The sequence below is a fragment of the Gimesia maris genome, from assembly GCF_008298035.1.
Taxonomy (GTDB): domain Bacteria; phylum Planctomycetota; class Planctomycetia; order Planctomycetales; family Planctomycetaceae; genus Gimesia; species Gimesia maris.
Map to the genome: position 1 here is coordinate 5,391,903 of NZ_CP042910.1, position 22,462 is coordinate 5,414,364.

The 22,462-nt window shown below is 46.4% G+C and carries 13 protein-coding genes; all 13 read right to left on the minus strand.

Features of this window, described 5'->3' with window-relative positions:
* Window positions 1-558: 558 nt before the first annotated feature.
* The 13 genes from GmarT_RS19845 to GmarT_RS19905 all read right to left on the minus strand — a co-directional run bounded on the left by GmarT_RS19845 (window position 559) and on the right by GmarT_RS19905 (window position 22,270).
* A complete protein-coding gene (locus GmarT_RS19845) occupies window positions 559-1,986 on the minus strand; it encodes a TRAFAC clade GTPase domain-containing protein (protein ID WP_002646736.1) in 1,428 nt (475 codons plus the stop codon).
* A 5-nt stretch (window positions 1,987-1,991) separates the two neighbouring features.
* A complete protein-coding gene (locus GmarT_RS19850; protein WP_002646735.1) occupies window positions 1,992-2,189 on the minus strand; it encodes a hypothetical protein in 198 nt (65 codons plus the stop codon).
* Window positions 2,190-2,192: 3 nt separating this feature from the next.
* Window positions 2,193-4,769, minus strand: coding sequence for a GAP1-N2 domain-containing protein (locus tag GmarT_RS19855; protein WP_002646734.1), 2,577 nt, complete (start codon window positions 4,767-4,769; stop codon window positions 2,193-2,195).
* Between the two features lie 16 nt (window positions 4,770-4,785).
* Complete coding sequence (locus tag GmarT_RS19860) at window positions 4,786-5,970, minus strand: TRAFAC clade GTPase domain-containing protein (protein ID WP_002646733.1); 1,185 nt, start codon at window positions 5,968-5,970, stop codon at window positions 4,786-4,788.
* 7 nt (window positions 5,971-5,977) lie between these two features.
* On the minus strand, window positions 5,978-8,989 hold the full coding sequence (locus tag GmarT_RS19865) for an FmdB family zinc ribbon protein (protein ID WP_149303150.1): 3,012 nt from the start codon (window positions 8,987-8,989) through the stop codon (window positions 5,978-5,980).
* A gap of 271 nt (window positions 8,990-9,260) precedes the next feature.
* The gene (locus GmarT_RS19870; protein WP_002646730.1) at window positions 9,261-11,408 is read right to left on the minus strand and encodes an Hsp70 family protein; all 2,148 of its coding nucleotides are present in this window, start codon (window positions 11,406-11,408) and stop codon (window positions 9,261-9,263) included.
* 13 nt (window positions 11,409-11,421) lie between these two features.
* Window positions 11,422-13,095, minus strand: a complete 1,674-nt coding sequence (locus GmarT_RS19875; RefSeq protein WP_002646729.1) for an Hsp70 family protein — start codon at window positions 13,093-13,095, stop codon at window positions 11,422-11,424.
* The gene (gene grpE, locus GmarT_RS19880) at window positions 13,095-13,889 is read right to left on the minus strand and encodes a nucleotide exchange factor GrpE (RefSeq protein ID WP_002646728.1); all 795 of its coding nucleotides are present in this window, start codon (window positions 13,887-13,889) and stop codon (window positions 13,095-13,097) included. The genes GmarT_RS19875 and grpE overlap by 1 nt, the downstream gene beginning before the upstream one ends.
* Window positions 13,890-14,136: 247 nt before the next feature.
* Window positions 14,137-15,717 carry a coiled-coil domain-containing protein gene (locus GmarT_RS19885; RefSeq protein ID WP_002646727.1) on the minus strand — a complete coding sequence of 527 codons (1,581 nt, stop codon included), beginning with the start codon at window positions 15,715-15,717 and terminating at the stop codon, window positions 14,137-14,139.
* Window positions 15,717-17,534, minus strand: coding sequence for a hypothetical protein (locus GmarT_RS19890; RefSeq protein ID WP_002646726.1), 1,818 nt, complete (start codon window positions 17,532-17,534; stop codon window positions 15,717-15,719). Before GmarT_RS19890 ends, GmarT_RS19885 begins: the two co-directional genes overlap by 1 nt.
* A 113-nt stretch (window positions 17,535-17,647) precedes the next feature.
* Window positions 17,648-20,071, minus strand: coding sequence for a zinc ribbon domain-containing protein (locus GmarT_RS19895; protein WP_002646725.1), 2,424 nt, complete (start codon window positions 20,069-20,071; stop codon window positions 17,648-17,650).
* 318 nt (window positions 20,072-20,389) lie between these two features.
* Complete coding sequence (locus GmarT_RS19900; RefSeq protein WP_149303152.1) at window positions 20,390-21,025, minus strand: hypothetical protein; 636 nt, start codon at window positions 21,023-21,025, stop codon at window positions 20,390-20,392.
* Window positions 21,026-21,187: 162 nt separating this feature from the next.
* Window positions 21,188-22,270: a hypothetical protein gene (locus GmarT_RS19905; RefSeq protein ID WP_002646723.1), complete on the minus strand. Its 1,083-nt coding sequence runs from the start codon at window positions 22,268-22,270 to the stop codon at window positions 21,188-21,190.
* Between the last annotated feature and the right edge of the window lie 192 nt (window positions 22,271-22,462).

Here is a 22,462-nt window from a genome sequence, read left to right on the forward strand (position 1 = left end):
GAAATGTTACCACATTTCAGGTGGACGCGGTCAAGGGGGCTAAGTCAAGTCTCAGTCTGATATACACGGTGCAAATGGCCTTGGAGCCGCCCCACTAAATCTGAACATATTCAAACGCACAACCCTTTTCGTGTATAATTTAGTTCACTATAATAAGTTTATCATACACCTGATAGTCAAGATTTATTTCCTAGAGAGTTTCTGCTATCAGTTGCTTGTTTCAGACATTATAACCTTTGCAAATCAGTTTGCTTCGATGGTATCAATAGTCGCTCTAATTGGTGGATTAAGGCTTGACCGAATTTCGTCACATTCTAATGTTCGTGCTATTCATCATAGGGCTATTTCTCTATTCGATCCTCAAGAGTCAGGGATTTGCGGTAGGATTCTGGTCAGGCTTTTGGACGCGTGTTTTTACCGGTACCAATCGAACTCCTGGTGGAGGAGGAAGTGGATTGCTGGAGATGATCTTGAAACTGGCTTTAATCGGGGGGGGACTGTTAATAGTCGTCTTATTGATAACCGGCTGCTGAAATTCCGTTTTATAAAATCAGCGTGCTACCGCTCTACAATGGGTGCCTTCGAGCTTTCCAGAATCCACATCAGGGGGTCCATGATTCCCACGCACGACAGCTCGGCATCATAGCCCATACTTTTCTTCCGTAAATTGATTGGGGCGACACAAAAAAACATTGTATTGGAAAACCGAGTGTCAATCGTATTCACTAGTGCTGCCGCTCCCCATTCATTCAGTTTTTGACGTACTTCTTGATCTACACGTTTTCGCTCTTCCTGCTGTGTCATACCTGACCCGACGGAACCTGAGTAGAATATTTTTCGTAGATTAAATAAATCTCCCTTGGTCAAGATGACTGCATAGGGTTGAGAGATTTTTTGGTTATGTTTCAAACCAAAATGTCGCTGCAGACCTATGACAAACCGATCGATTACGTCAATCACATCATCTTTCGAAATCGAAGCTGCGATACCATCTTTTTTCAGTACGGCGTCATACTTTCGATGTAGCGCCGGCAGGCTGAATGGGTCTATAATAATGATACCGCCTGTAATATTCTTAAACTGATGATGATTTGAAAGTTTATCGCTAGAAAGAAATATTTCACCAGCTGCATCGAACAAATAGACCTGATGGCTGATGTTGCGTTTGCTGGATTCAAACAAGGCATTGAACGCTGGAGGCTTATGATTGGCGGTCTTTCTGGTACTTCCGGTCGACGTAATATATTTCATCTCGTCTACAAAAAAGTGCTCCGAATCCAGGTCGGTAAATCTTCCTGTCAAAAAGTTTTTGGGGGCAATTTTGTTAAGCAGGATTTCCATAGCAGCGATCATGAATCCAGTTTTTCCGGCTCCAGGAGGGCCAATAATCGAAATGACGCTGGTAGAGCTGCACAAGGCAACTTCAGCATCTAATATTTTTTCGCAGAGTTCATGGGGACAACGTGCTTTCAGTTTTTGTCGATCAGAAAGAAATGTGGATGGCAGTTTTTGGCCACATTTACATTGATGCTTGAAAATACCAAACGATGACGGTCGAAGATGATAGTGCCATTTACCACAAGCTGGATTGGCGCACTGAAACGCCGGAAGCGCAACCTTTTCACCACAGTGCGGGCACACAGTAGTCCAGCCTTTAAACAGGAGGTAACCGCGTTCAATAAAATCCAGTGTCAGAAAAGTGACGGCGATACATAATGCGATGCTTCCTACAATAACGATGTGGATCGGAACGAGAATCAACCAGACCAGAGTACCAAAAACAACAACTGCTCCCGCAGACGTACCATAAAACAGATAAGGAATGGCCACTTCGGCTGCATTGCCTGTTCCACTCTTTGCTTTTCGCCAGTAATCCCGGGCCGTATCTAGATTTCGATTCTGAGAGTCTCTGATCGCCTCCCACATATCCCGATAGGCTTTTCCAAACCAATAATGTTGAATTGAAGGTTCATCTTTTTTTAGCATTTAATTCAAGCCCGTTCAAATTTCAGTTTTTCTCGCAGGGCTTCATAATAATTTTTTAGTGCGTGCCCTCCCCCAAAGATGCCTCCGACGGAAACAATCACCAGCGCTCCAGCCAAAGCCAATGCTGCAACGATAATCGCTGCAGCAACCAGCAGGATGCCTCCTAAAACGATAGCAAATGCTTCCTCTCCATCACTAGCCATGGCCTACACCCTTTCAGAGATTACTTTTTGAAATAACCGTTTGATCGAAACTACCATCGAATTTCGTTGTAATGCCAATTGCTGGTACTTGTTCTCCCATTGTGTTCGAAGTTGAATCGGCAGGCCTCCAGCACCATCCCCTACCCGACGCAAGAGTTCGCCGAAAGTCCTTTTGTTCAAGTAGTACAGCCAGTCATCAAGCTCATAAAAAGCAACTTTGGCAATCCGCCGCACATGTCCCTGCTCGTTATCTGCTTTGAGAGCCGCTAAGACTAGCGCTGAACCGGCTTCCGGCGAAAGATAGCGGGAAGATTTTCCCGTGATATAATGTTGATATTCATATAAAGCATATTCTTCCCCGGCGGTTGAACTGCACCAGCCGATCACCCAATAATGTTCAGATTCCGTTCGGCACAATTCCAGCAGCCTTGCCATCGAGAGCGAGACAATTTCGCGTCCCGTCTCAAGATCGATCACCGCCGACTGCTCCATCCACTTTTCTTCAAACTGTTTGATCGTTGAGATTTTTCTTCGGTTCAGCTTCATTATTATTTCGCGGATCACGAGTCTGTCTGGAATGAAATCCATTTTCAGAGACTTCGTTAAGCTTTCCAGAACCTTGATCTGCTGTTTGGATTGTCTGTCGTTAGGATCCAACGAGATACTTTCAATCAGCGATGAGGCGACTTCTCTCTGAATGTTCTTGTCCATTTCGCAAAGAATGGAAGAGTGACCATAGAGCCACTCAGTCAGGATACACCGGCTGGCTCCACTGGAATTTCCCCACCCTTCCCGTAGTATTTCTCTGAACGGTGATAGCGTCTGGCGAAAGAGATTCCCATCAAGTTCCTGGCAATAGGCCCGCAAGGCTTCAATATCATTTGTCATTGTAACGATACGAATGCGAGCTTCTTCAAGGAGTAAACTGCAATCGTTATTTTTAGCGAGGCTCTGTCGATATTTTTTTCGAAAAGCAGAAGTTTTTGAATTCAGCAAACTGAATACCGCTTCTCCCATAGCACGAGTATGCTCAATTGAGTCAAACTGGCGTGTCAGCTGAGCACAAAGTTCCGCGAATTTTGCAGGTGATAGATCCCGGCCAACCCGTGAAAGAAATAACACGAGGAATGTTGGGGCGCCCTCAAGCTCGACTCCCAGGGTGAGGCATTGATTCATAAGCGGATCTTTGAGATAGATTCCTGCTTCGTCGTATGGCGAAGTTTCCTGAATCAGCATCATCAGGCGATCAAAGACCTCAGAATCATTCGAAATGCGGTTTATCAGTGCAGATAGACTCTCTCCATCGAGAATCTCACTTCTAAGTGACTCTCCTGATAACCCCTGTTTCGTCGCGATCTCTAATAAAATGTCATGGAGCAGTCCAAAGTCACCTCCATCCGACAATTCTGTATAGAAGATCCCTTTACAATGATCCCATACGATTCTATTGACTTCCTCACTCTTACTCTGATCGGCAATGGCTTCTAACTCTTTCGCAACGTCCAGTCGATCTTGAGATGTTGCATTCTGATTCAGTGCAGCAGCTGCTGCGTTGATCAATCGTATGAGTGTCTCAGCACCATCGTCTTGTTTAAGTCTGTTATTTGCGAAACTCAGTGTTTTACTGACATTGAAATTGGCTGGAAGCTGCTCACCATTACATAGTCGATAGCAATTTATAAGTTGCAACATGTTTTCTGCTGTCGCTGAAATAGAAAACCTGTGAGCAAAATGATAGAAATCCTTCAAACTCTCTGTGTCGTTACAAAGCAATTCCACTACGAAATTTGCATAGGAATCCTCTGGTACATCCACCTCACTGAACCGGTCAGCCACATAATCAAATACGTATGCAGTAAAATTGCAGTCGTCATCCGTGTATCGTAAATCACTCTCAGGGGTAGTACACTGAAGGTCCAGGCCTGCACTTAAGGTATTTACGAACGTTGCAAATGAGAACGGCTTTTCGACGCTGCAAGGAATGCACTTTAAAATACATGCTACCCAGACCGGAAGTTCATCAGCTACATTTCGAATGAGCACTGGTCGATGAGTGCCTCGAGAGATCAACAAGGCGTGAAGCAACATGCGAAGCTGAGAATCGCGAGTTTTATCTTTACGAACGAATTCTGACAGATCTTTAAACTCGAACCGATCCGTCATCAGATCTGACGCACGTAATGGCTCAAGCTGCGGTGGAGTGCTCGAAGTAATTTCGCGCCACCCTTTCCAATTTGCGAGGTCGATCGCCCAATATCGGCTACCGGGGGGGAGCAGCAGGGAATGAGCCAGATAATTCCCATGCCTTCCAGAATAATCTACACCAAGATAAACGGACCTCGTAACACGCAGGAATCCTCCAGTCAACTCAGCAGATTGCAGATTTGGCGGACAATATTTCCTGATATCAGCGGGTGTCGGGTTCGTAGGCAGACTGCGTGGATAATGGTAGGCATCAATTCGCTCGAGTTCATATTGCTCGGATTCAGACAGCCCGGAACTCTTTGCCTGAGTCTGAAAACCCGCTCCCGCCCCCAGCCCATGGGGACATGACGTGTATATCATCTGTTCAATTGGCATCTGAATCCTTCTTTGTTTAAGAGTCTCTGAAGCACCCAATACCATGCATCAGCCAGAGAAATGGATCTTCAACGCGTCTGGGTGCAAGCCGGGGGACTGTGCCATCCTGATTCTTTTTACAGCCTAGTGAGCTGATTCCGCAGAATGTTACCTTGGAAAACCAGCTTTTGATGTCATTGACCAGGCCGGATTGTTTCCACATCGCCAGCAAAGATTCAATTTCGTCATTGATAGCAGCGGCTTCTGCTGAATCATATTGACGTTTCATCGAACGGGAAGAAAGCACATTAAGTGTCGGATCAATGAGGGGTTCGATCTCATCGAACTTTGAGAAGGCGGCAGCGATCGGAGTCTTAATCATCTGCGTAGGGCTCAGATTTTTTCCCTTTCGTACGACGTTCGCAACCCGAGAAAGAATATCCCGGGTCTCGATCGATTCTTCCCCTGGATCGGGAGGATCTGGAAGCTGACAGAGCACTTGAGGAAACTGCCTGGGATCCAGTAGTAAAATGATTCCACTGGAACGATAGATATATCGGTTGACCGTCTCCATAGTCGCCTCAGAACGGAGATCTTCACCAGCCGCATCAAAGAAAACGAGAGTGACTGTGCGCTTGATGTTACGCTGTCCGAACAGATTCTTTCCTCCTATCTGCAGGTTAAAAACCATCGGCATCTGGACACTCGTGTCAGTGCGGCCGGATCTTGTTGTGTCCAGCGCTCGCCCTTCCCGATAGAGAGGATCTCGAAAATCGCGGGCAAATCGCTCAATAGTCAAGTCATCCTGTGGAGAGAGTGTGAAATTGAGTGCTGGTCCAACACGATTGCGTAATTCTTCCACGAGGGTTGCAATGTAATGACTTTTACCTGAGTTTTTAGCACCAATGACAGAGATAATGGCGTTTTCGCACTGCCCGAATGTTGCAGGGAGTGTCATATGGCAGGTGGGACAGATTCGATCCCCGGTCACTCTTGCGCATTGATCACAGATCACCTGGCCACGCTTGGCGCTGTGGGGATCAAGCACTTTTCCTTGTGCCCCTATCGCCATTTGAGGCCAATGAGCGGTCAGATCCGGATCTGGTGTGCGGCCGGAGCATGCCAGATTCCCACAACGATAAGGGGCTTTTTTCAGCTTGAACTGGTCGAAACAATATGGACAGACCAGATTCACAATATGGTTTTTCACCCAGTTTTTCATGGAAGTATTACCCCTTGTAAAGAAGTCGTTCTTTCGAGGCCGGAAGAAGTTTTAAACAAGGATGATTTTGAGGATTCTTCAGAAAGACCTTGAGGTAAAGCGACGTCGTCAACTCTTCCAGCTCAATGGGTAATTCTGCTCTCCCACCAGAGAATTGAATCCTCTTTGCCATACACACAACCTGTCCTTCATCAATTCGAGTTGGCAATCTGTCTGGTAAGCCAACTACAACAACGTCATCAAGCGAAGTACAATTGCCATCTTCGGATTGCAATTCAATTCCATGAAGACTCTTTTTAAACAACTTAAATCGTCTGGAGTAAACTTGGTATCGCACCCGCGCTTCATTACCCATCGTTTCAGTACAGCTAACGCCCCTGGAATAAAAGTCACAACGCGGTGCTTTGACAGCAATGGTAATTTCATATGCATGTGCCTGACTGCAGACGACTTGCCAGACATTACCATTAGCCCGAAATTCTTCTGCTGATACTTCGACCACAGGAGTCGTCTTACGTTGACGGACAGTCTTGTGACTTCCTACAGGCTGGAGAAAAATACCCACCGTCTTGATTCCACGAGGCCAGACCCACGTCAATTCCAGAATTCCATCCGAAAGTGGTCTCGTACGGAAATCGATGACTTCAGGTAATTGAGCCACCTGGCACCATGTCCCTATGGCGGCATTGGAGCCATTGATCGTTACGGGGACCAGAAACATCTGCCCCGAAGGTGGCAACTCCACTTCTGCACTGTTTTTACTACACCGGGGGATGAGCCGCCCTATCGACTGAACCTGGCTTTGATCGACGATGGTCCCCTCCCAGCCATCCTGGGGTGGGCGATCTGCCGCCCTGATTTGTACTTCTCCCATTTTGGCAGGTGTCCATTTCAAATGCACATTTCGACCGCGGAGCTCAGCAGTCAGATCTTTGACCGGATCGGGACGAGAAGTCGATAAGACTCGGACGATCTCACTCGGCGAGCAAATTAGTTTGCCAGGTCTGAGAGGGTCAGAATACAAGGCCGAGACTGCCACTTCGTATTCCTGTCCATTTTGGAGATCTTTGAAAACAGCTTCTGTTCCTCGAATATGCCGTACTTTCTGCACTTCTGGTAGAATTCTGACTTCTGCCATCGTAGAACCGACCGGGTTTTCCCATGAGAGATGAGCGTTTCCATCAATGGCTGTCGCTTTCAGATTAAAAACCTTTCCAGTCCGCAATACTGCATCGGACGTCGCAGCCTTCATTGAAGTTGTCTCTCCCCAGGCTGAAAAGATGGCGTAGTACCATACGATTCCGTCCTCGGCATTCGTATCGTCATACTGCTCTGTTTTAACAGTCGCGAGCCTGATTCCATCATCCACATCTGTAGGAACACCGCCTTGCTTTCGGCACACAATATACTGTGTCTTAAGGCGACTCGACTTTGATCTCCATGTCAGTCGTACATGGGTCTCAGTCACATTGACCCGTAGGTCGTGCGGGGAGGAAGGGGGATATTTCTTCATTGCGTCACTGGCAGCTGAGTAATCGGCACAATGTGCCAGCGCTTCAATGTATTTCTCCAGGGCATCGTCCACCCTTTTCGCAACAATCAGACGGCGCGCCTGGTCACAGGCCTTCCGCGCAGCTGTTATCCCCTGGTCAATCTGCCGGCGGCTGGCCGTATTTACTTCATATCCATCCTCAGCGAGTTCATTCACGAGCTGTTGGGCAGCCTGCATCTTGCTAACACGAATTAATTCGAGAACTTCACGGTTTTTCAGCTTATGATTAGAAATCTTGGATTCGATTTGAACCAGCAGTTCCTTCGCCACTTCATAGCCGGGCCAGAGCTGAAGGATGTCATCAACAAGGTGACCTGCTTTCCGATATCTCCGATCTCGAAAGAAAGTTCGTGCAGAAGCAATCAGACGTTCAATGTGTGGAAGGTCACCAGTGCTGCAGCCACATTTCGGGCAACAGGAGTCTTGCGTTGGCACTAACTGCTTGCAACCGCTCATGGGACACACAATTTCAAGCGGTTTTCCGCAATCTCGACAATGCGATTGGCCTTCTTCGGCAGCCAGTGTTCCGCATTGACCACAAGTCAATAATCGCTGGGCCGGCACATCTGATGTGACAACGAGATACCAGCCACTGGTCCGTTCAATCCAGACTTCGATATAATCGCGTATTTGCTGGACAGTCACATTCGGAATTTTTGCTTCACGTAGAATTTCATCCAGAGCTTCCTGTGTAATAATTTTGGAGGCGCCACCACGGACCTTGATAAATGTATCGACGGCCCTAAGCTCACGATTTGCCAGATAGTTGTGATACTTCTCCCGAGTACTCTCACTCAGCAGATGTTTCTGAACGTGCCCCAGTAAAGCGCTGCGGACTTTATGCTCGGGAGTCCCACGTACCAGCTTGGCCACCCCATTCTTTTGAGATTCATAAGCCGCATTGATTGCTGTTAGACTTGAGCGCGGATTCAGCCCGGGACCCAGAAAATCGTACAGAGACGACAACTGCAGTCCCTTCTGATCCGCCTCAATACTCTTGCCTTCCGCTTCCGGAATCATCGGAGGGCTTTTGCGTTTTGGCTTGGCAGTCCCCGGCTTTTCTTCGGTAAGCCCCAGCTTTCGAATGCGTGATTCTATTTCGACTTCGTCAAAGCCGCTCAGTTCACCGGCGATGTGTTTCAAATCTTTTTTGGAGTAAGCCCCTTTTGATTTGATCATGCGCAGAAAAGTATCGAGCTGCTTCTCTTCTGCTTTCAGCTCTTTCAGGCGCGCCCTGGATTCAGCGGCGCGAAGTTTCTCGTCTTTCATCACAACTCTGATACCATCGTCTGGCTGATCCAGCAGGATCTTGAATGCTTCCGCCTCGCGTTGAATCGACTTGGGAGCATCGGTGCGAACTCGATTATAAGTACGGATCAACTCATTAATCCGCGTCTCTATCGCTGACCAGTTCTGAACTGAAGGGGCAAGATTTAAAAGCCTGTAGTAGTTAGAACGATGTTTCATTGCAAAAACTCAATTTACATAAATACGAGATGAAAACTACGACTGATTCGTTGAGTACTCCGGATGTTGTCCTGTAATTGCCCAGATCAATTGCTGAAGTGATTCCTCCGTTGATTCAGAGAAGTCTACCCATCTCATGTTCCCCAGGATCAGAGGCAGTAATAATGAATCAATTCATTGATACGCGCCTCAATTTCGGACCAACTCTTAACAGAGGGATCCAGCCCAAGAACTCTGTAGTAATTTGGACGATGCGCCTTGTCCATCTCACTCATTTTTTCCCTGCAAGTAAGCCCCAGAATCCTGATTTTCTGTCAACGTCTGATTTGGTTGAACTGACTGGATTCCCTTGAGTCTTGGTAATGACTTGAGCAATTGACGAAAAAGTGGCGCTCAATCCGCTCAGGGATGTGAAAAAGCTACCTTCATCACAGGATGCAATATCGCGGAGAAAATTTTTGTCGGCGTCTCCGAATCCAATCGCAATCACGTCGATTTCAGCAGAGTGCAGCGATTTTGCACGGTTGACAGCATGGGGCTGGTCGGCCCAGACACCGTCCGCCAGTGTGATCACAAAACGCGGCCCTTCAACTTTTTTGAGCTTCTTCATTGCGGTATCAAATGGTTGAGCGGAATTCCCGCATCCGACCATTCCAATACTCAAACTTTTGACGGCTTTTTCGATCTTTGATGCGTTCTGACAGGCATCGAGTACGGTCTGAGTTGAATCGGCGACGGCAATAACCCCCATTGAACAGTGAGTCAGGTCAACTTGCTCTAAAAAAGCAAGAGCAGCCTTCTGGGATTCAGCAAGCGGTTCCCCCGACATCGAGCCCGACAAATCGAAGGCAAGATAAACCGTTACGTGGGGGATCACCGGTTTCGGTGGGGGCTCCATGAAACGAGCCGGAATATCCTCGGGCAGCGATTCCACATTAACTGTCAGCTCCGTATGATCTGATGCCAGTCTCGCGGTAACCTGAACCGATCCGCTGAGATCATAGGCATAGTCAATCTCAATCACGACAGAATTGCCGGGATCATGCGGTACATGTGGAATCACGTATCGTCCCAGATAGGTCACTTGAGATGGGCCGTCGTGTTCACCCTGAGTCATAAAGACTTCGAGCAGATTATCATCATGCGGCTGCGTACGATGCTGGAAGGGTCGGGATTCCCGTCTCGGAACCGGCTGATCCTTAGAAAGAATAATCGAGTTAATGTACGCAGAATTATCTTCATTGATGGCGATCATTCCCAGGCTATGCGGAGTGACGTCCGTGACTCGTGTTTTCCCCAGCATCAGCCCCTTGCCGGTTTTTTCTCCCGACTTCATAGCAGCCAGTCCAACAGGTCCCTTTGCCTGAGCATGTCCATGAGCACAAATAGCAGCTCCGATAGCCACAGCCTCGTCTGGATTGACTCCACGCGAAGGAGGGTGTCCGAAATAACTGGTGAGGGCTTCCTGAATCATTGGCATTCTTGTAGAACCGCCAACCAGCAGGACTTCATTGATATCAGTCGGCTGCATTTGCTGGCTTTCCAGAACGGAGCGAACGGTATCAAGCGTGCGTTCAACAAGGTCCTGACACAAATCGCTGAACTGTTCACGCCTTAATTCGTAGCGCCCTTTTTCTCCATCATGAGCAATAAATAGCGTGGCTGATTTGCGATCTGTGAGTGTACGCTTTGCATCCTCGGCCGCGACCCAGAGATCACCGATTGCCACGACATCGTCTAATGGATTTGATCCATATTCGTTCTGAAATTCAGCAGCAAGAAAATCGACAATTCGAGAATCCCAGTCTTTTCCTCCCAGTTCTGCATCGCCTTCACTCGTCAGGACTCTTGTCTCATCTTCAGTGATTCTGAGTAAAGTCACATCAAATGTGCCCCCTCCCAGATCGTAAACTAATACATTGCTCGTAGACTTCGGTTGAGCAGTGACCCCATAGGCAATCGCAGCAGCCGTTGGTTCATTGATCAGTTGTAGAATATTGAGGCCTGCCTGACGACCAGCCTCAATAGTCGCTTTACGTTCTGCATCATAAAAGTATGCGGGTATCGTAATTACAGCGTCGCTGACCGAATGACCTAATTCCCGTTCAGCGTCTGCTTTTAAAGACCTGAGCACACATGCGGACAGTTCGATAGCACTGTATTCCTTCTGCGCAGTTTCGAAACGATATTCGCGATCACCCATCAATCGTTTGAAAAAAGAGGCGACGTTGGGATCACCAATTTTTTGCGATTCCTTGGCTTCATCACCGACAACCACGCTGCCATTCTCGAAGAGCACCACGGAGGGAGTGATACTTTTGCCATGCTCATTTGGAAGAACCTCAACCCGTTCCGAACAGCCTACTGTTGCAACGACAGAGTTTGTTGTTCCGAGATCGATACCAATAGTTTGAGTCATTTCTGTCCCCCGGTTAACTGACAGCCAGTCCAGTCATTTTCGACTTTGCTTCCGACACTTCATCGTCAGACATCAGACCTTCCACTTTACGTTCAATTGGTATACTTCGCCCCGTATCAAGATGCTCAGCAATCACCTGCAGAATTCCATCCGGGGAGAGTTTGAAGGTTACACCAATCGGAGATCCTTTAGGAAAAGGGCCTCCCAGATCAAGAATCGCCTGCTCCAGTGCGATACAACTGGTTTCATCAACATCGGTATCATTTTCGCTCGTTCGAATTTCGTTCTCCAGCAACGCAATTTCCACAGAGGACTGCCCTTCTTCCATCGTGTAAAATTCTCTTTGAACAGTACGTGGAAGTTGATCGTCTACATGGATCATGTTTGAAACAATGACCTGATTCAGTTCATTGTAAGCGCGAAGGCCAAAGCTGCGAGAAGTCACGTTGGTGATGAGTTTACTTCCCAGATCAACAGCCGCAGTTGGTGCCAGACCTATTATTTTGCCCGCCTCTGCCAGCGCTTCATTTTTGGCGTCTTCGTCCATTTCTACCAGAGTAGAAGTAGGTGATTCCGAACTGCCTTCATTGAATATCTCGATGGCCTTGTCTTCCAGAACCATTTTCAAACCAAAGATTGCGGCTCCTTTTGCCACAATTTGATTCGGGTCCTGCTGTCGAATGTCGAGCCCTGGAAATTCCTGCTCAATGCGCTGTTTCACCTGGGGCATATAAGTCGAACCGCCAACCAGGAGAATTCGTTTGGGAACCGGGAGGCTGGTGTTAGACTCAGCGCGTTCAAAAACCGTTTTTGTGATCTCAATTGTTCGATCGAGAAGATGGCGCGTCAAATCATTGAATTCATCTCGCGTCACTTCCGTTTTAATCCGTTCTCCTCCATACAACAATACCTGCTTGGCTGTTTCCCGGGTACTCAGAGTTCGCTTGGCTTCTTCAGCCATCAGCAGTAAATCGGCATAGAACTCACCATCACCCAGGATGTCGTCTACTGATTCTCCCGTCTCTTCGGCTACTTTCTGTGCCAGAAATTGTGCCAGCTCTGTATCCCAGTTGAAACCACCGAGTTCGGCATCACCGTCGGTTGATAATACAGTCAGTGCGCCTTTCTTTACATCAACAAGGGTAATGTCGAATGTGCCTCCGCCCAGGTCGTAGACCAGAACGGTATCATCGTTTTCCTGTTCTTCACCATAAGCAATTGCAGCAGCGGTAGGCTCCGGAATTACATAACGCACATTCAGTCCGGCGATTTCTCCTGCTTTTTTAGTCGCTTCCTTCTGACGCGAACCAAAATAGGCGGGGCAGGTAATCACAACTTCGGAAATCGTTTTACCGGTTGTCAGTGTTGCATCGTCGACTATCTTCTTAAGAATCAGAGCCGAAACCTCTTCGGGGCGGTATTCTTTTCCATCGAGATCGAATCGCCAATCGGAATTCCCCATTTCTCTCTTCACTTTGGAAACAACGCGATCGGCGTCGGTTCGGATCGCGTCCTTCGCTGCTTTGCCCACCACAACATTTTCCATGTCTTCAAAAAAGACGACAGAAGGGGTTGTCAGATCCCCCTCGTTGTTTTGTACAACCACAGGTTGCCCATGTTCATCAATATAAGAGATACACGAATATGTCGTGCCCAGATCGATTCCGAAAATCGTATTTTCATTCATCAGGAATTCCTCTCTGCCGTTTCAGAAGTAGTATCTTTAGGGACCTCGCGATAAACGCTTACCTTTACTCGTTCCTGTTCCACGATTTTGCCGTTAAACTGATAGCCCGGCAGCAAACTTTCAATCACTGCACCATGTTGTTCCTGATTATCCGTATTTACGGTGAGGCGGGCTAACTGGAGTTTGCGATCTATCTTTGAACAATCAGCTGTAAACACCGTGACGCCTACATTTTCAAGAATCATTTCGAGATCGTCACGAACTCCATTCAGTTCTTTTGTGAGACGATCAGGACCAAGTTCATCAGCAGACTTTTTCTGCAAGGCTTCAACATGCCTGGGAATCTGGTCGAGATAACGAATCAACTGCTTAATCAGGGGCATCATCAGAGAATCTGCCAAACCTCGTTTATATTCCTGCATTTCATCATGAAGCCGACTAATCTGTTCCTCTTTAAATTTGTCGTAAGCCAGCTTCTTCTCAAATGCAGTCAAAACTCGCTGCTCACTAGACTGAACCAGTTCACTCAGGTTCTGAATCTCACTTGCAAGAGCTGAAGATCCCTCATTCTCAACACCAGAGGGGGGCACTTTTTTCAAAGTCTCATCAATATCATGCTCTGGTGACAGCGAATCGGAACCCATCGATTCGAGCAGTTCCCCCTGGCTTTCAGCATCAGGATTGGTATCCACTGACGGTTTGGCTGGATCAGATGAGTCTCTCTGCGAATCAGTCGCATCTTTTTTTACTTCCACCCTATCAGCTAATTCATTGTTATGAATTGAATCAGGCATCAGTTCCCCCCTCTTAGATGGGGACGCACTTAAACCTGCTCCATGGAATATTTAGCGCGTCTCGGTTGTTTCAATCATCAACGGGGCTCCGCCCCTCTTCACCCCAAGTTGATATAAAAAAAGTCGCTACAAAAAAACTAATTGGATTTCAAATTGAACAAAATCTTTTTCAAAGCCATAATAATAGCAAAGATAAACTACTGATCAAAACAAGGTTTTCTTGACAGATATTTACTTTTGACCATGTTTATTGGGACTTCGAATTCTGGTCTGACTGTTTTTGATACCTCGTACCTTCCCCGGTCAGCTCTTTCCATCCTCGTAAAAATCCCGGTAGTTCGTCCTCGTCCAGCAGCGTAACCTCTGGTTTATCAGCATCACTTACCGTAAATCCCGTCAGAGGCTCGAGGCCTGGATATAGCTCGGTCGTTGTATCGCCGGTCTTATCGACCTCAACCCCTCCCGTGCTGCAATTCAGTATGCGTTCCCCTTTCAGGATTTTAGCTTCACTGTCAGCATTTTTTATGGAAATATCCCAAGTGATTTTTTGTAGAATCGGATGATATTTTGTCTTTTTAGACTTCTCGCGGAACATGCAGAAAACCAGGTATGGTTTACCAGTGAGTGGAATCGATGCGTAATACGTTTCCTCTTCAATATTTGAAGATGGCGGCCTGTTTTTCTTCACACTCTCAAAACGCAATGCTTCACTCGGAATTAATGTGGCTCTTTCAGCAAATTCGGTAAGCACACGCGGCTGTTTCCAAAAGCAGAGAGCGTCTTCTGGATCTTGCACATAGATATCAAGGTCGACAGACTTCGGAAGATCTTCGGCACGAACCCTGATCACTACACGAGCTGTTTCAACGGGTTTCATGATTCGGTCGTTCTGCTGTTGAAACCATTCCTGATAAGTTGCAATTTCATCTTCATATTCTTTGACGGTGTCCTGTGATTCTGAGTACGCTTTGTTCGTGTCTTCCAGTAATTTGAGAAGTTCAGCAAATTTCTTTTGCCAGAGCTCTTCCGAAACCTGCTCTGCCTCTAAAATAGCTGCGCACTGGGCAATGAGTGACTTATTTGAAAGCTGCAAATTCAGAATTTCTTCATTCAGCAAGGCGTTTTTCGAGCTCATTTTGTCAAGCTCTTTATGTTTTTCTTGCAACTCAGACTCTAGCATTGTGTTTTGTTTTCTGGTTATAACCAGTTCTTTTTGAACGGCATCCAATTTTTGTTTCAGTTTGATAATCCGATCATCTGCTTCTTTTAATGAAGCCACTTTCTTTTTCAGCAAAGTGATTTCCAATCTGCTCGCAGTAAGTTCCTTTTCTGATTTCTCAAGCTGTTCCTTAATCGCATCAATTTTTACGATTAAAACAATTAACTCATTCTGGGCTGTAGTAAGTTTCTGATACAGACTTTCAATTCTCGAAACGAGATGCCTCACCATTGATTCTTTTGTCTGCAGTACTTGTTTTGTTTCAGCAAGTAGTGATTGCAGTGTCTCTAACGTATTTTTCTTGCTGGCAAGCTCTTTATCGAGGTCCTTGATCTGGGAGTCCAAAGTATCCTTGTCCCGAATCAGTATAAGATTTTCGTTTTTGAGAATATTAATCTGTCTTATCAGGTCTGCGATTTTTTCCTCAGCTGAATCGATTAAGCTGACACGTCTCTGCAATTCATCGATAATGCGATCCTGGCCTCCTGCATAATGTGCGACGCCATAGGCACCTCCGACTAGGAGGATCGTGGTGATCAATAAAACATCAGCCATTGAAATCCAGCCGATGGAATCTTTTTCTTCAGACATCATATCCAGCATCTGCATCAGGATTTTCTCCCCCAAAGTGAGAAGACACGACCGAAGAGCTTACCTTTCTGACCGTTTCCCGGAGACTCTTGATTGTCCGGACCTTCATCCAGGGGTTCCGCCCCCGCATTTTTCTGCCTTGAAGAAGATCGTTTTCGATTTGATTTCTGTCCATTAACCGGCGGCACATCTGACTGATGAAATTCCGCCGACTGAAGTATTCCTGCCAGTTCATCAGGCAGTGACTTCATTGTTGAATCCTGATTGAGAATAATCGTGGCAAGAACTTCAATCGATTTGTTTAATTCCTCGAAATTGGCAGCAAGCCTCTCAGATGTCGTCAGGAAATCTTTGGAACCAAATTTAAATGCCTGAACCCCATCATTTAATGTTCCATAAGCATTAACCAGTTCTCCGCTGCTGTCACGATACTGGTCCGCAGCACGCGTAATCTGCTTGCCAGTCTCTCGAATAGCGGGCTGGAAATTATCCTGCAATTCGCTGGTCCAGACGGCAGAACTATGCTCCATAAACTTCAAGATTGTCGACTCTAAAGACTGAAACAGGGAAGTAATATGCTCTGGTGTTGATGTAAGCAGTTGTTCCTGATCCCGCAAAGTAGATGTAAGCGAAGCCACACTATTGGTGAGTGCCGCTACATTCTGGGCCATCTCTCGCATCGTGTCTGAAGCCTGATTGCTCGAATTGTGTAACTTGCCCGCTCCCTGGGAGACACGGCTCGAAGCAGTATTCAGTTCGCTACTGGCCGTTGCCAGCGCGCCTGAACTCTTCGAGCATTCTGTAGCTGTGGAGTTGAGTTGAACTTTGACGTTTTCGAGCGTTGGTTGCAGTGTCTTCTGAAGTTGAACACCAACCAGTCTTGCCTGTTTCATTGCTTCACTGGAAGAGTCCGAAAAATTCCTGGCAGATTTGGAGAAGAGATCGACCTGCGATGAAAGCAATTGAGAAGTTCTATTGAAGCGTTCTACAGATGTAGAAATCGACGTGGTTGCTGTATCAAATGAGCCCCCACACTGATCAAAAAGTTTACCAGTCGAAGTGACCTGTTTACTGATTGACATCACCTCCGTCTTCAGGTCACGCACCCCCGCAGCCAGTTCTTCTCCACAGGATTTAAGATCTACCCGAAATTTGGTAGCGGCAGCATTCATGTTGCGACTGTTTTCCGCATAGTCTCTGGCAATAGAGGCAATGAAGTCTCCCCCCTGATCGATGGCTCCGCGATACTGATTAATGCGTGTTTCTGACTCTGTAACAAACTCCCCAACAGACGCGCGGGCAGCATCGATCATTGTATTGATCACTTCGCTGAAGCCCGCGATCGCTTCGTTGATCGGCTTCGTCGAACTAACCACAATTTGAGTCTCGCATTCATCCCGGAGTTTTCTTCCCCAGTAGTCAACAAGCTGCAGCAGGAACTGGTTGAGAATGGCCAGTGAAACGCCAATCAAAACACCGACATACAGCGGAAGCAGCTTGCTTAAAATGTTGCCAAACGCCAGCGAAACAGAAAGATTTTCAGAAGGTTCAGCGGTATTAAAATCACTTCCCAGGAATCCCAGCGCAGTCAGAAAGACTCCGAACAGGGGAGCCATGACTCCCAGCCTTTTCAACAGGAGTCGCCAGAGACTGTTCAGAATCAGATGGTCCAGACATCTTAATAATTGCTCTCGTCCCAGACCTTCTCTGACTTTTTCGTTGGCCAGATCAGGCCAAAATGTCCGTATTTCCTGTAATTCAGTGCGCGCACGGTACCAGACATAGAACTGGAAAATAAAAAATGACAGCCCAATTACAATCATGACAATTGGCATAACTGTGTCCTTATGTGTAGATCATCAGGGATCATAACCCCAACAATGCATAAATCCGCAGACTTAAACTATTCACATTTACACAATTATTCTATCGTGAAGAGTACCTATTTCTACCCTGGAGGTTCTATTCGTACACTTTTTTCATATAAATCCTGGCACATATTTTTATTATATTCACAATTGCGTGCCTCTGCTGGCTCTGAGTTCTTGCTGTATTCGCCAGCTGCCTTTTCATAAAGTCCTGCAGCTGCTTTGTACAATCCGGCTGCTGCTTCGAGTTTACCGGCCCGTTTTAAGACGCCAGCCTGAAGATAAGTGCAATCAGCGCGTGCTTTACTGGCATGGAAATATCCATACCTTCCCGCAAGTTCATAAAAATCTGTGGCTATCAAAAAGCTTTTTTGTACCTGCGGCAGCTGGTTTGGATAAGACTTCAGTTGATACTTGCCGTGACTCACATAACGCGTTCCTGAACTGACCAGATAATTCATCGTCTGATTGCGCCGCTCCGTATTTGTTCCGACAAAATGATCCAGCTTCATCTGTGCTGTCTCTGGATCCCCCTTGATGATCAGTTGATTAATCGCCTGGAGCTCATAAAAGTCACCCCAGGAGTACCAGAAAAAGATCAGCAGGAGTAGACAGATCATTGAGATGAAGCCGATAGCAACTCTGACGAGCCGATTTTCCAGATCCTTTCGTTTTTGATCAGCAGGGCTGATTTCATTGAGGACAAACACTTCTGTATCTGGGAGAGCAGGAATGTTACATTTCACAAGTCCTAATTTTGCCTGCTGGTTATCAGCACACTCGGCAAGTACGGCATGAAATTCATCCTCAGCTGCAGACTTGCTGTCTTCCTGTAGAAGCTTGTTCGCTTTGCGAACGTGAACCTGAGACTTCAGGCAGGCACGCTCAATTTTTTTTCTGATTTCAGGGATCTCGTCAAAATCGAGCAAATTCAGTTTTGTCCTGGCCTGAAAAAAAAGGCGAGAGTTACATAAGGCCTGAATTTCAGCAACAAGTCGGTTCTTCTCTTTGATTGTTTCCGCTTCTGCTGCCAGCTTTTTGACTTCGTTGTCACCCGGAAACTCAAGTTCAAGCTGTTGAATCAAAGAGGCTGACTGGGAAAGATCAGTTTCGAGTGCGTTATGGACACTGCGAATTAGTGACAACTTTCTCCTGTTAGATTCACGCACCGCCTGCGTTTCGCGTTCTTTTTGCGCGATTTGTTCTGTGAGAATTTCCTGTTCTTTTTTTCGAATCTCAATTTCGTTGTGCCTGTCGATTCGCTCTTGCTGCTGATATTCAATGATTTCGGAAACCAGGGATCGGGCCTCAGTGTAGTCAGGCCATATCTGCAGTACTTTACCTGCTTCGATTCTGGCTTTCTGAAATTCCCTTTTATCCAGATATCCTCGCGCACTTCTCAGATAACGCTCTACCAGTGGCGCATCACCGATCGTGCATCCGCACTGCGAGCAGGCAGCATCTTGTGTTGGTGGCGACGCCTGACACGTCGGATTGGGACAGTCAATCCGCAATGGCTCTCCACAGGAACGGCATATCTTTTGATCTGGATCCGCCGCCAGGACTTCACAGAAACCACACATTAATAATTGACCGGTTTTCTGTTTTTGATCCAGAAATAGGTTCCATCCTTTTTTTTTGTTAACCCAATTGATGATGTATTCTCGAACTGCCTGCTGAGTAGCACCACTGATCGTCACAGAAGTCAAAATATCAGTTATCCGAGTTTCCGTGATCAGTTTTTCTTCTCCCCCCACAAGCTCAATGATGGTGTCCAGCTCTTGGAAAGCCTGATTGTCCAGATAGTTGTCATACCTCTTCCGGTTATCTTCATTTAACAGCTGCTTCTGTACATGCCCCAGGATCGCGTTCCGAACTTTATGAGAGGCAGAACCTCTGACCCGCTTTTGCAGTTCTGCTTTGTGTCTTTCATAGCCACGTTGAAGCTCTTGAAGACTTGATCGGGAGGTGTAACCTTTACCCAGAAATTGATACAGCGACTTGATACCAGGGAGACCAGCCAGATCAGAATTGATGCTCTCAGCTTCGGCATGACTCAAGGCAGGAATTTCAGGAACGGGAGGCTGAGTCAGTTCAGGTGGTCCGAGTGTCAACCCAAAAGACTGAAGCTGATCTTCAATATAGTCTTCGTCGAGATCCTGTAGATCTCTGGCAATCTTCTCGATGTTATTTTTAGTGTAGTGGTTCCCCCGCGTCTTAAGTGCTTTCAGGTAAGGAGTCAGTTTTGATTGAGCCTCGCGGATCTGCTCTCGACGGGCTGAGGCTTCCTGACGACGTGTGGTCTCTTTCATCATCACATTACTAAGATCGCCTTCAAGTATGATTTTGAAAGCGTCAGCCTCTCGCTGAGTTCTTTTAGGAGAGTCAGTCTTTACACGATTATATTTGGAGGTCAGTTCTTCAATCCGCTTTCGAATAGTCTCCCAATCGTCGACTGCAGGATCAAGTTTTAAAACCTTGTAGTAATTTTCGCGTTCGCACATGGGATTAATTCAACCGCCAATAATTTCCAATATGTTTTTTAGAATTATACATAAGACCACACGTGCTGCTTCAAGCATATTTTTTATGGATCTCTGCTTTGCCCGCTGTTTTTCTTGGTCAATTCAAGTTTGCCAGACCTGAGGCTGTGAACACGAGTAATTCAAACCCCATGCCAGAGGCAACATTCTGATTCCAATAGCTCCTACGGCAAACACCTGCGCTCAGTAATCGAAGTGCCGCCGCACGTTTGAGAATTTTGGTCTAGGCCATTTAGTTCCAAATGTATATTTCATTCTTTTTGAAGTTAGTAATGTTGCTCACTTTGATTCGAGAAATGAGCGAATGTAACTGCATAACTCAGGCCACATAATATTTTTTCTCTCGTGCCAAGTTCGAATATACTCAAACACATAGGAATACAAGAGAGTATCAAGACCCTCTTGGTTTTGGGGTTTACTGAGGCGAGTACCTGTCAAGATGCGAAAAGTAAGTGAGTCAAGCGGCTCGAGTCGGAAGGTATCTCGGATAACGTCTTTAACTGGCGACATCCCCATCCGCTTTACAATCAGCTTGTAGTAATCTTCCACTTCACGCTGTTTTCGGGTACTACGGGGGTTGGTTTCCTTTCTCGCTGCATCTTCTAACTTTTCTGACATTGCCACGTGCAGATAGGCAAGATTTTGACGGACCAGGCTTGGGCGTTGAACTTCATCTGAAGCAAGAATATCAACCACAAAGTCAAACGGTTTAAAACATTTAATCCTCGCTTTAGTGATTGGACAAATATCTGGGGCGCCAAATACATTGAGACGATAATTCACTGATACCTTCGCTTCAGAAAACAAAGGAAGATCGTTATTCAAAAACAGACCATACTCTCCGAAGATATCCTCGCGGAATAAAAACGCTCTACGTTTTACTAGCATGTCTGCAATTTCTTTTCGATCTCTCATGAGTATTCTCACTCTCTTCAAATTTATTGTCGTGACTTGTTTGGTCTTTCAGAGACTAAAGTGAAGTTTTCCAGAAATAGTTTATACTCTTTTAAGATCGCCCACAATTTCTGGGGAACTTCACCTTGCCCCCCAACTCTAAACCAGTAAATCGAAATATGATCAGAAAGTGACCTTGCCCAATTTCCCGTACTCATTGACGATTGATGCGGCTTGGGTCGCCAGCTCTGAATACTGAGTGGCGATGAGAGATGCGGCACCTAGGTCAGGATACTTTTCTAGTACAGACTGAGAGAGCCTCGGTGTCAGCCGATCAAATTGTAAAACGAAGCCATCTCGCTGGGCGGCTTTCCAAACGTCAGGACGATTGCGATTGAGTTCTATCAAACGCCAAGCAATTAACGAGGGATTGGCAATTTTATGACCGTTGATTTCTCTTTCACTAGTAAATAACGCATCGCGATTTAGGATAATAATCTCTGCCGTTTCTTTGGGTGTTAGACCTTCCACGGCGGTCATCGCGATCACTTCGCCAAATTGGCGAAAGGTTTCATAATAGATACACGCTTCAATCGGAGTTTTGTTGGGTTCGGGAACCATCTGCATTAAATAATGCTTGCCGTCAGACGACACTCGAAGGAGATCATCAAGGATGATTCCATTTACTGGAGAATTTGCATCTTGCTTTACTTCCATCATTGTCATATACCACTCCCGATTCACTCGATAGTCATCTCTAAGCACTTCATCGTCTCGGAGTAGTATGCTCGTAAGCGCAACGGGATCATTACGTACGAGGCTCCAGTATTCACTGTGCTTACCAGCCTTTTCGAGCTGGGATAAATAGTCCTCGGTCGCTTCAGGAAGTTCTCCCATTGCGTCCAAAGCCATGCCGTGCGACCAAAGAATAGATTCGTCAGCCACAGGGGCTTTGCTATATAGCGAAGTCAGACGAGTTCGCACTTCGATGTTGCGACGCCGAGTTTCGGGATTGAGTGTTCTGCCTTGTAAAGACTCGATAGCCACAGCAGTATTAAATTCGCCGAACTGATTCCGCTGATTTTGAATGAAGTCCGTGAGCTTTGAATGTTGTTTCATATAGCTATCGCAGATTGTATCGGCGGTCGTATTTCGGTCTCGTGTGATGATGGATAATCCATTGAAAAGCCACCATGCCGCAAAGAACAACAGCAGTAAGCCAACAAGACGCCTCGGCTGAAAAAGCAACAAAAGAATTCTGAACATAGTAGGATATGCCTCAGTTCAACTAATTTCCGATTGAGGTGAGGGACGAGACAAGTATGCCTATTTCATTTCACCATAAACAAGTATCCGGACCAATTCATAACCGTCCGCCATTTATCCCCGTCTTTTGTTTTATAGAATACTCGTCACTCGAGTTTATACTGATGGACTGGCCGATATCTACTTCGGATC

Bases quoted from the DNA above. Each gene is read 5' to 3' on its own strand.
- GmarT_RS19855 (WP_002646734.1), bottom strand. From the start codon at position 4,769: ATGCCAATTGAACAGATGATATACACGTCATGTCCCCATGGGCTGGGG.
- GmarT_RS19900 (WP_149303152.1), bottom strand. From the start codon at position 21,025: ATGAGAGATCGAAAAGAAATTGCAGACATGCTAGTAAAACGTAGAGCG.
- GmarT_RS19850 (WP_002646735.1), bottom strand. From the start codon at position 2,189: ATGGCTAGTGATGGAGAGGAAGCATTTGCTATCGTTTTAGGAGGCATC.
- GmarT_RS19890 (WP_002646726.1), bottom strand. From the start codon at position 17,534: ATGCCAATTGTCATGATTGTAATTGGGCTGTCATTTTTTATTTTCCAG.
- GmarT_RS19875 (WP_002646729.1), bottom strand. From the start codon at position 13,095: ATGAATGAAAATACGATTTTCGGAATCGATCTGGGCACGACATATTCG.
- GmarT_RS19885 (WP_002646727.1), bottom strand. From the start codon at position 15,717: ATGCAGATGCTGGATATGATGTCTGAAGAAAAAGATTCCATCGGCTGG.
- GmarT_RS19865 (WP_149303150.1), bottom strand. From the start codon at position 8,989: ATGAAACATCGTTCTAACTACTACAGGCTTTTAAATCTTGCCCCTTCA.
- GmarT_RS19905 (WP_002646723.1), bottom strand. From the start codon at position 22,270: ATGTTCAGAATTCTTTTGTTGCTTTTTCAGCCGAGGCGTCTTGTTGGC.
- GmarT_RS19845 (WP_002646736.1), bottom strand. From the start codon at position 1,986: ATGCTAAAAAAAGATGAACCTTCAATTCAACATTATTGGTTTGGAAAA.
- GmarT_RS19895 (WP_002646725.1), bottom strand. From the start codon at position 20,071: ATGTGCGAACGCGAAAATTACTACAAGGTTTTAAAACTTGATCCTGCA.
- grpE (WP_002646728.1), bottom strand. From the start codon at position 13,889: ATGCCTGATTCAATTCATAACAATGAATTAGCTGATAGGGTGGAAGTA.
- GmarT_RS19860 (WP_002646733.1), bottom strand. From the start codon at position 5,970: ATGAAAAACTGGGTGAAAAACCATATTGTGAATCTGGTCTGTCCATAT.
- GmarT_RS19870 (WP_002646730.1), bottom strand. From the start codon at position 11,408: ATGACTCAAACTATTGGTATCGATCTCGGAACAACAAACTCTGTCGTT.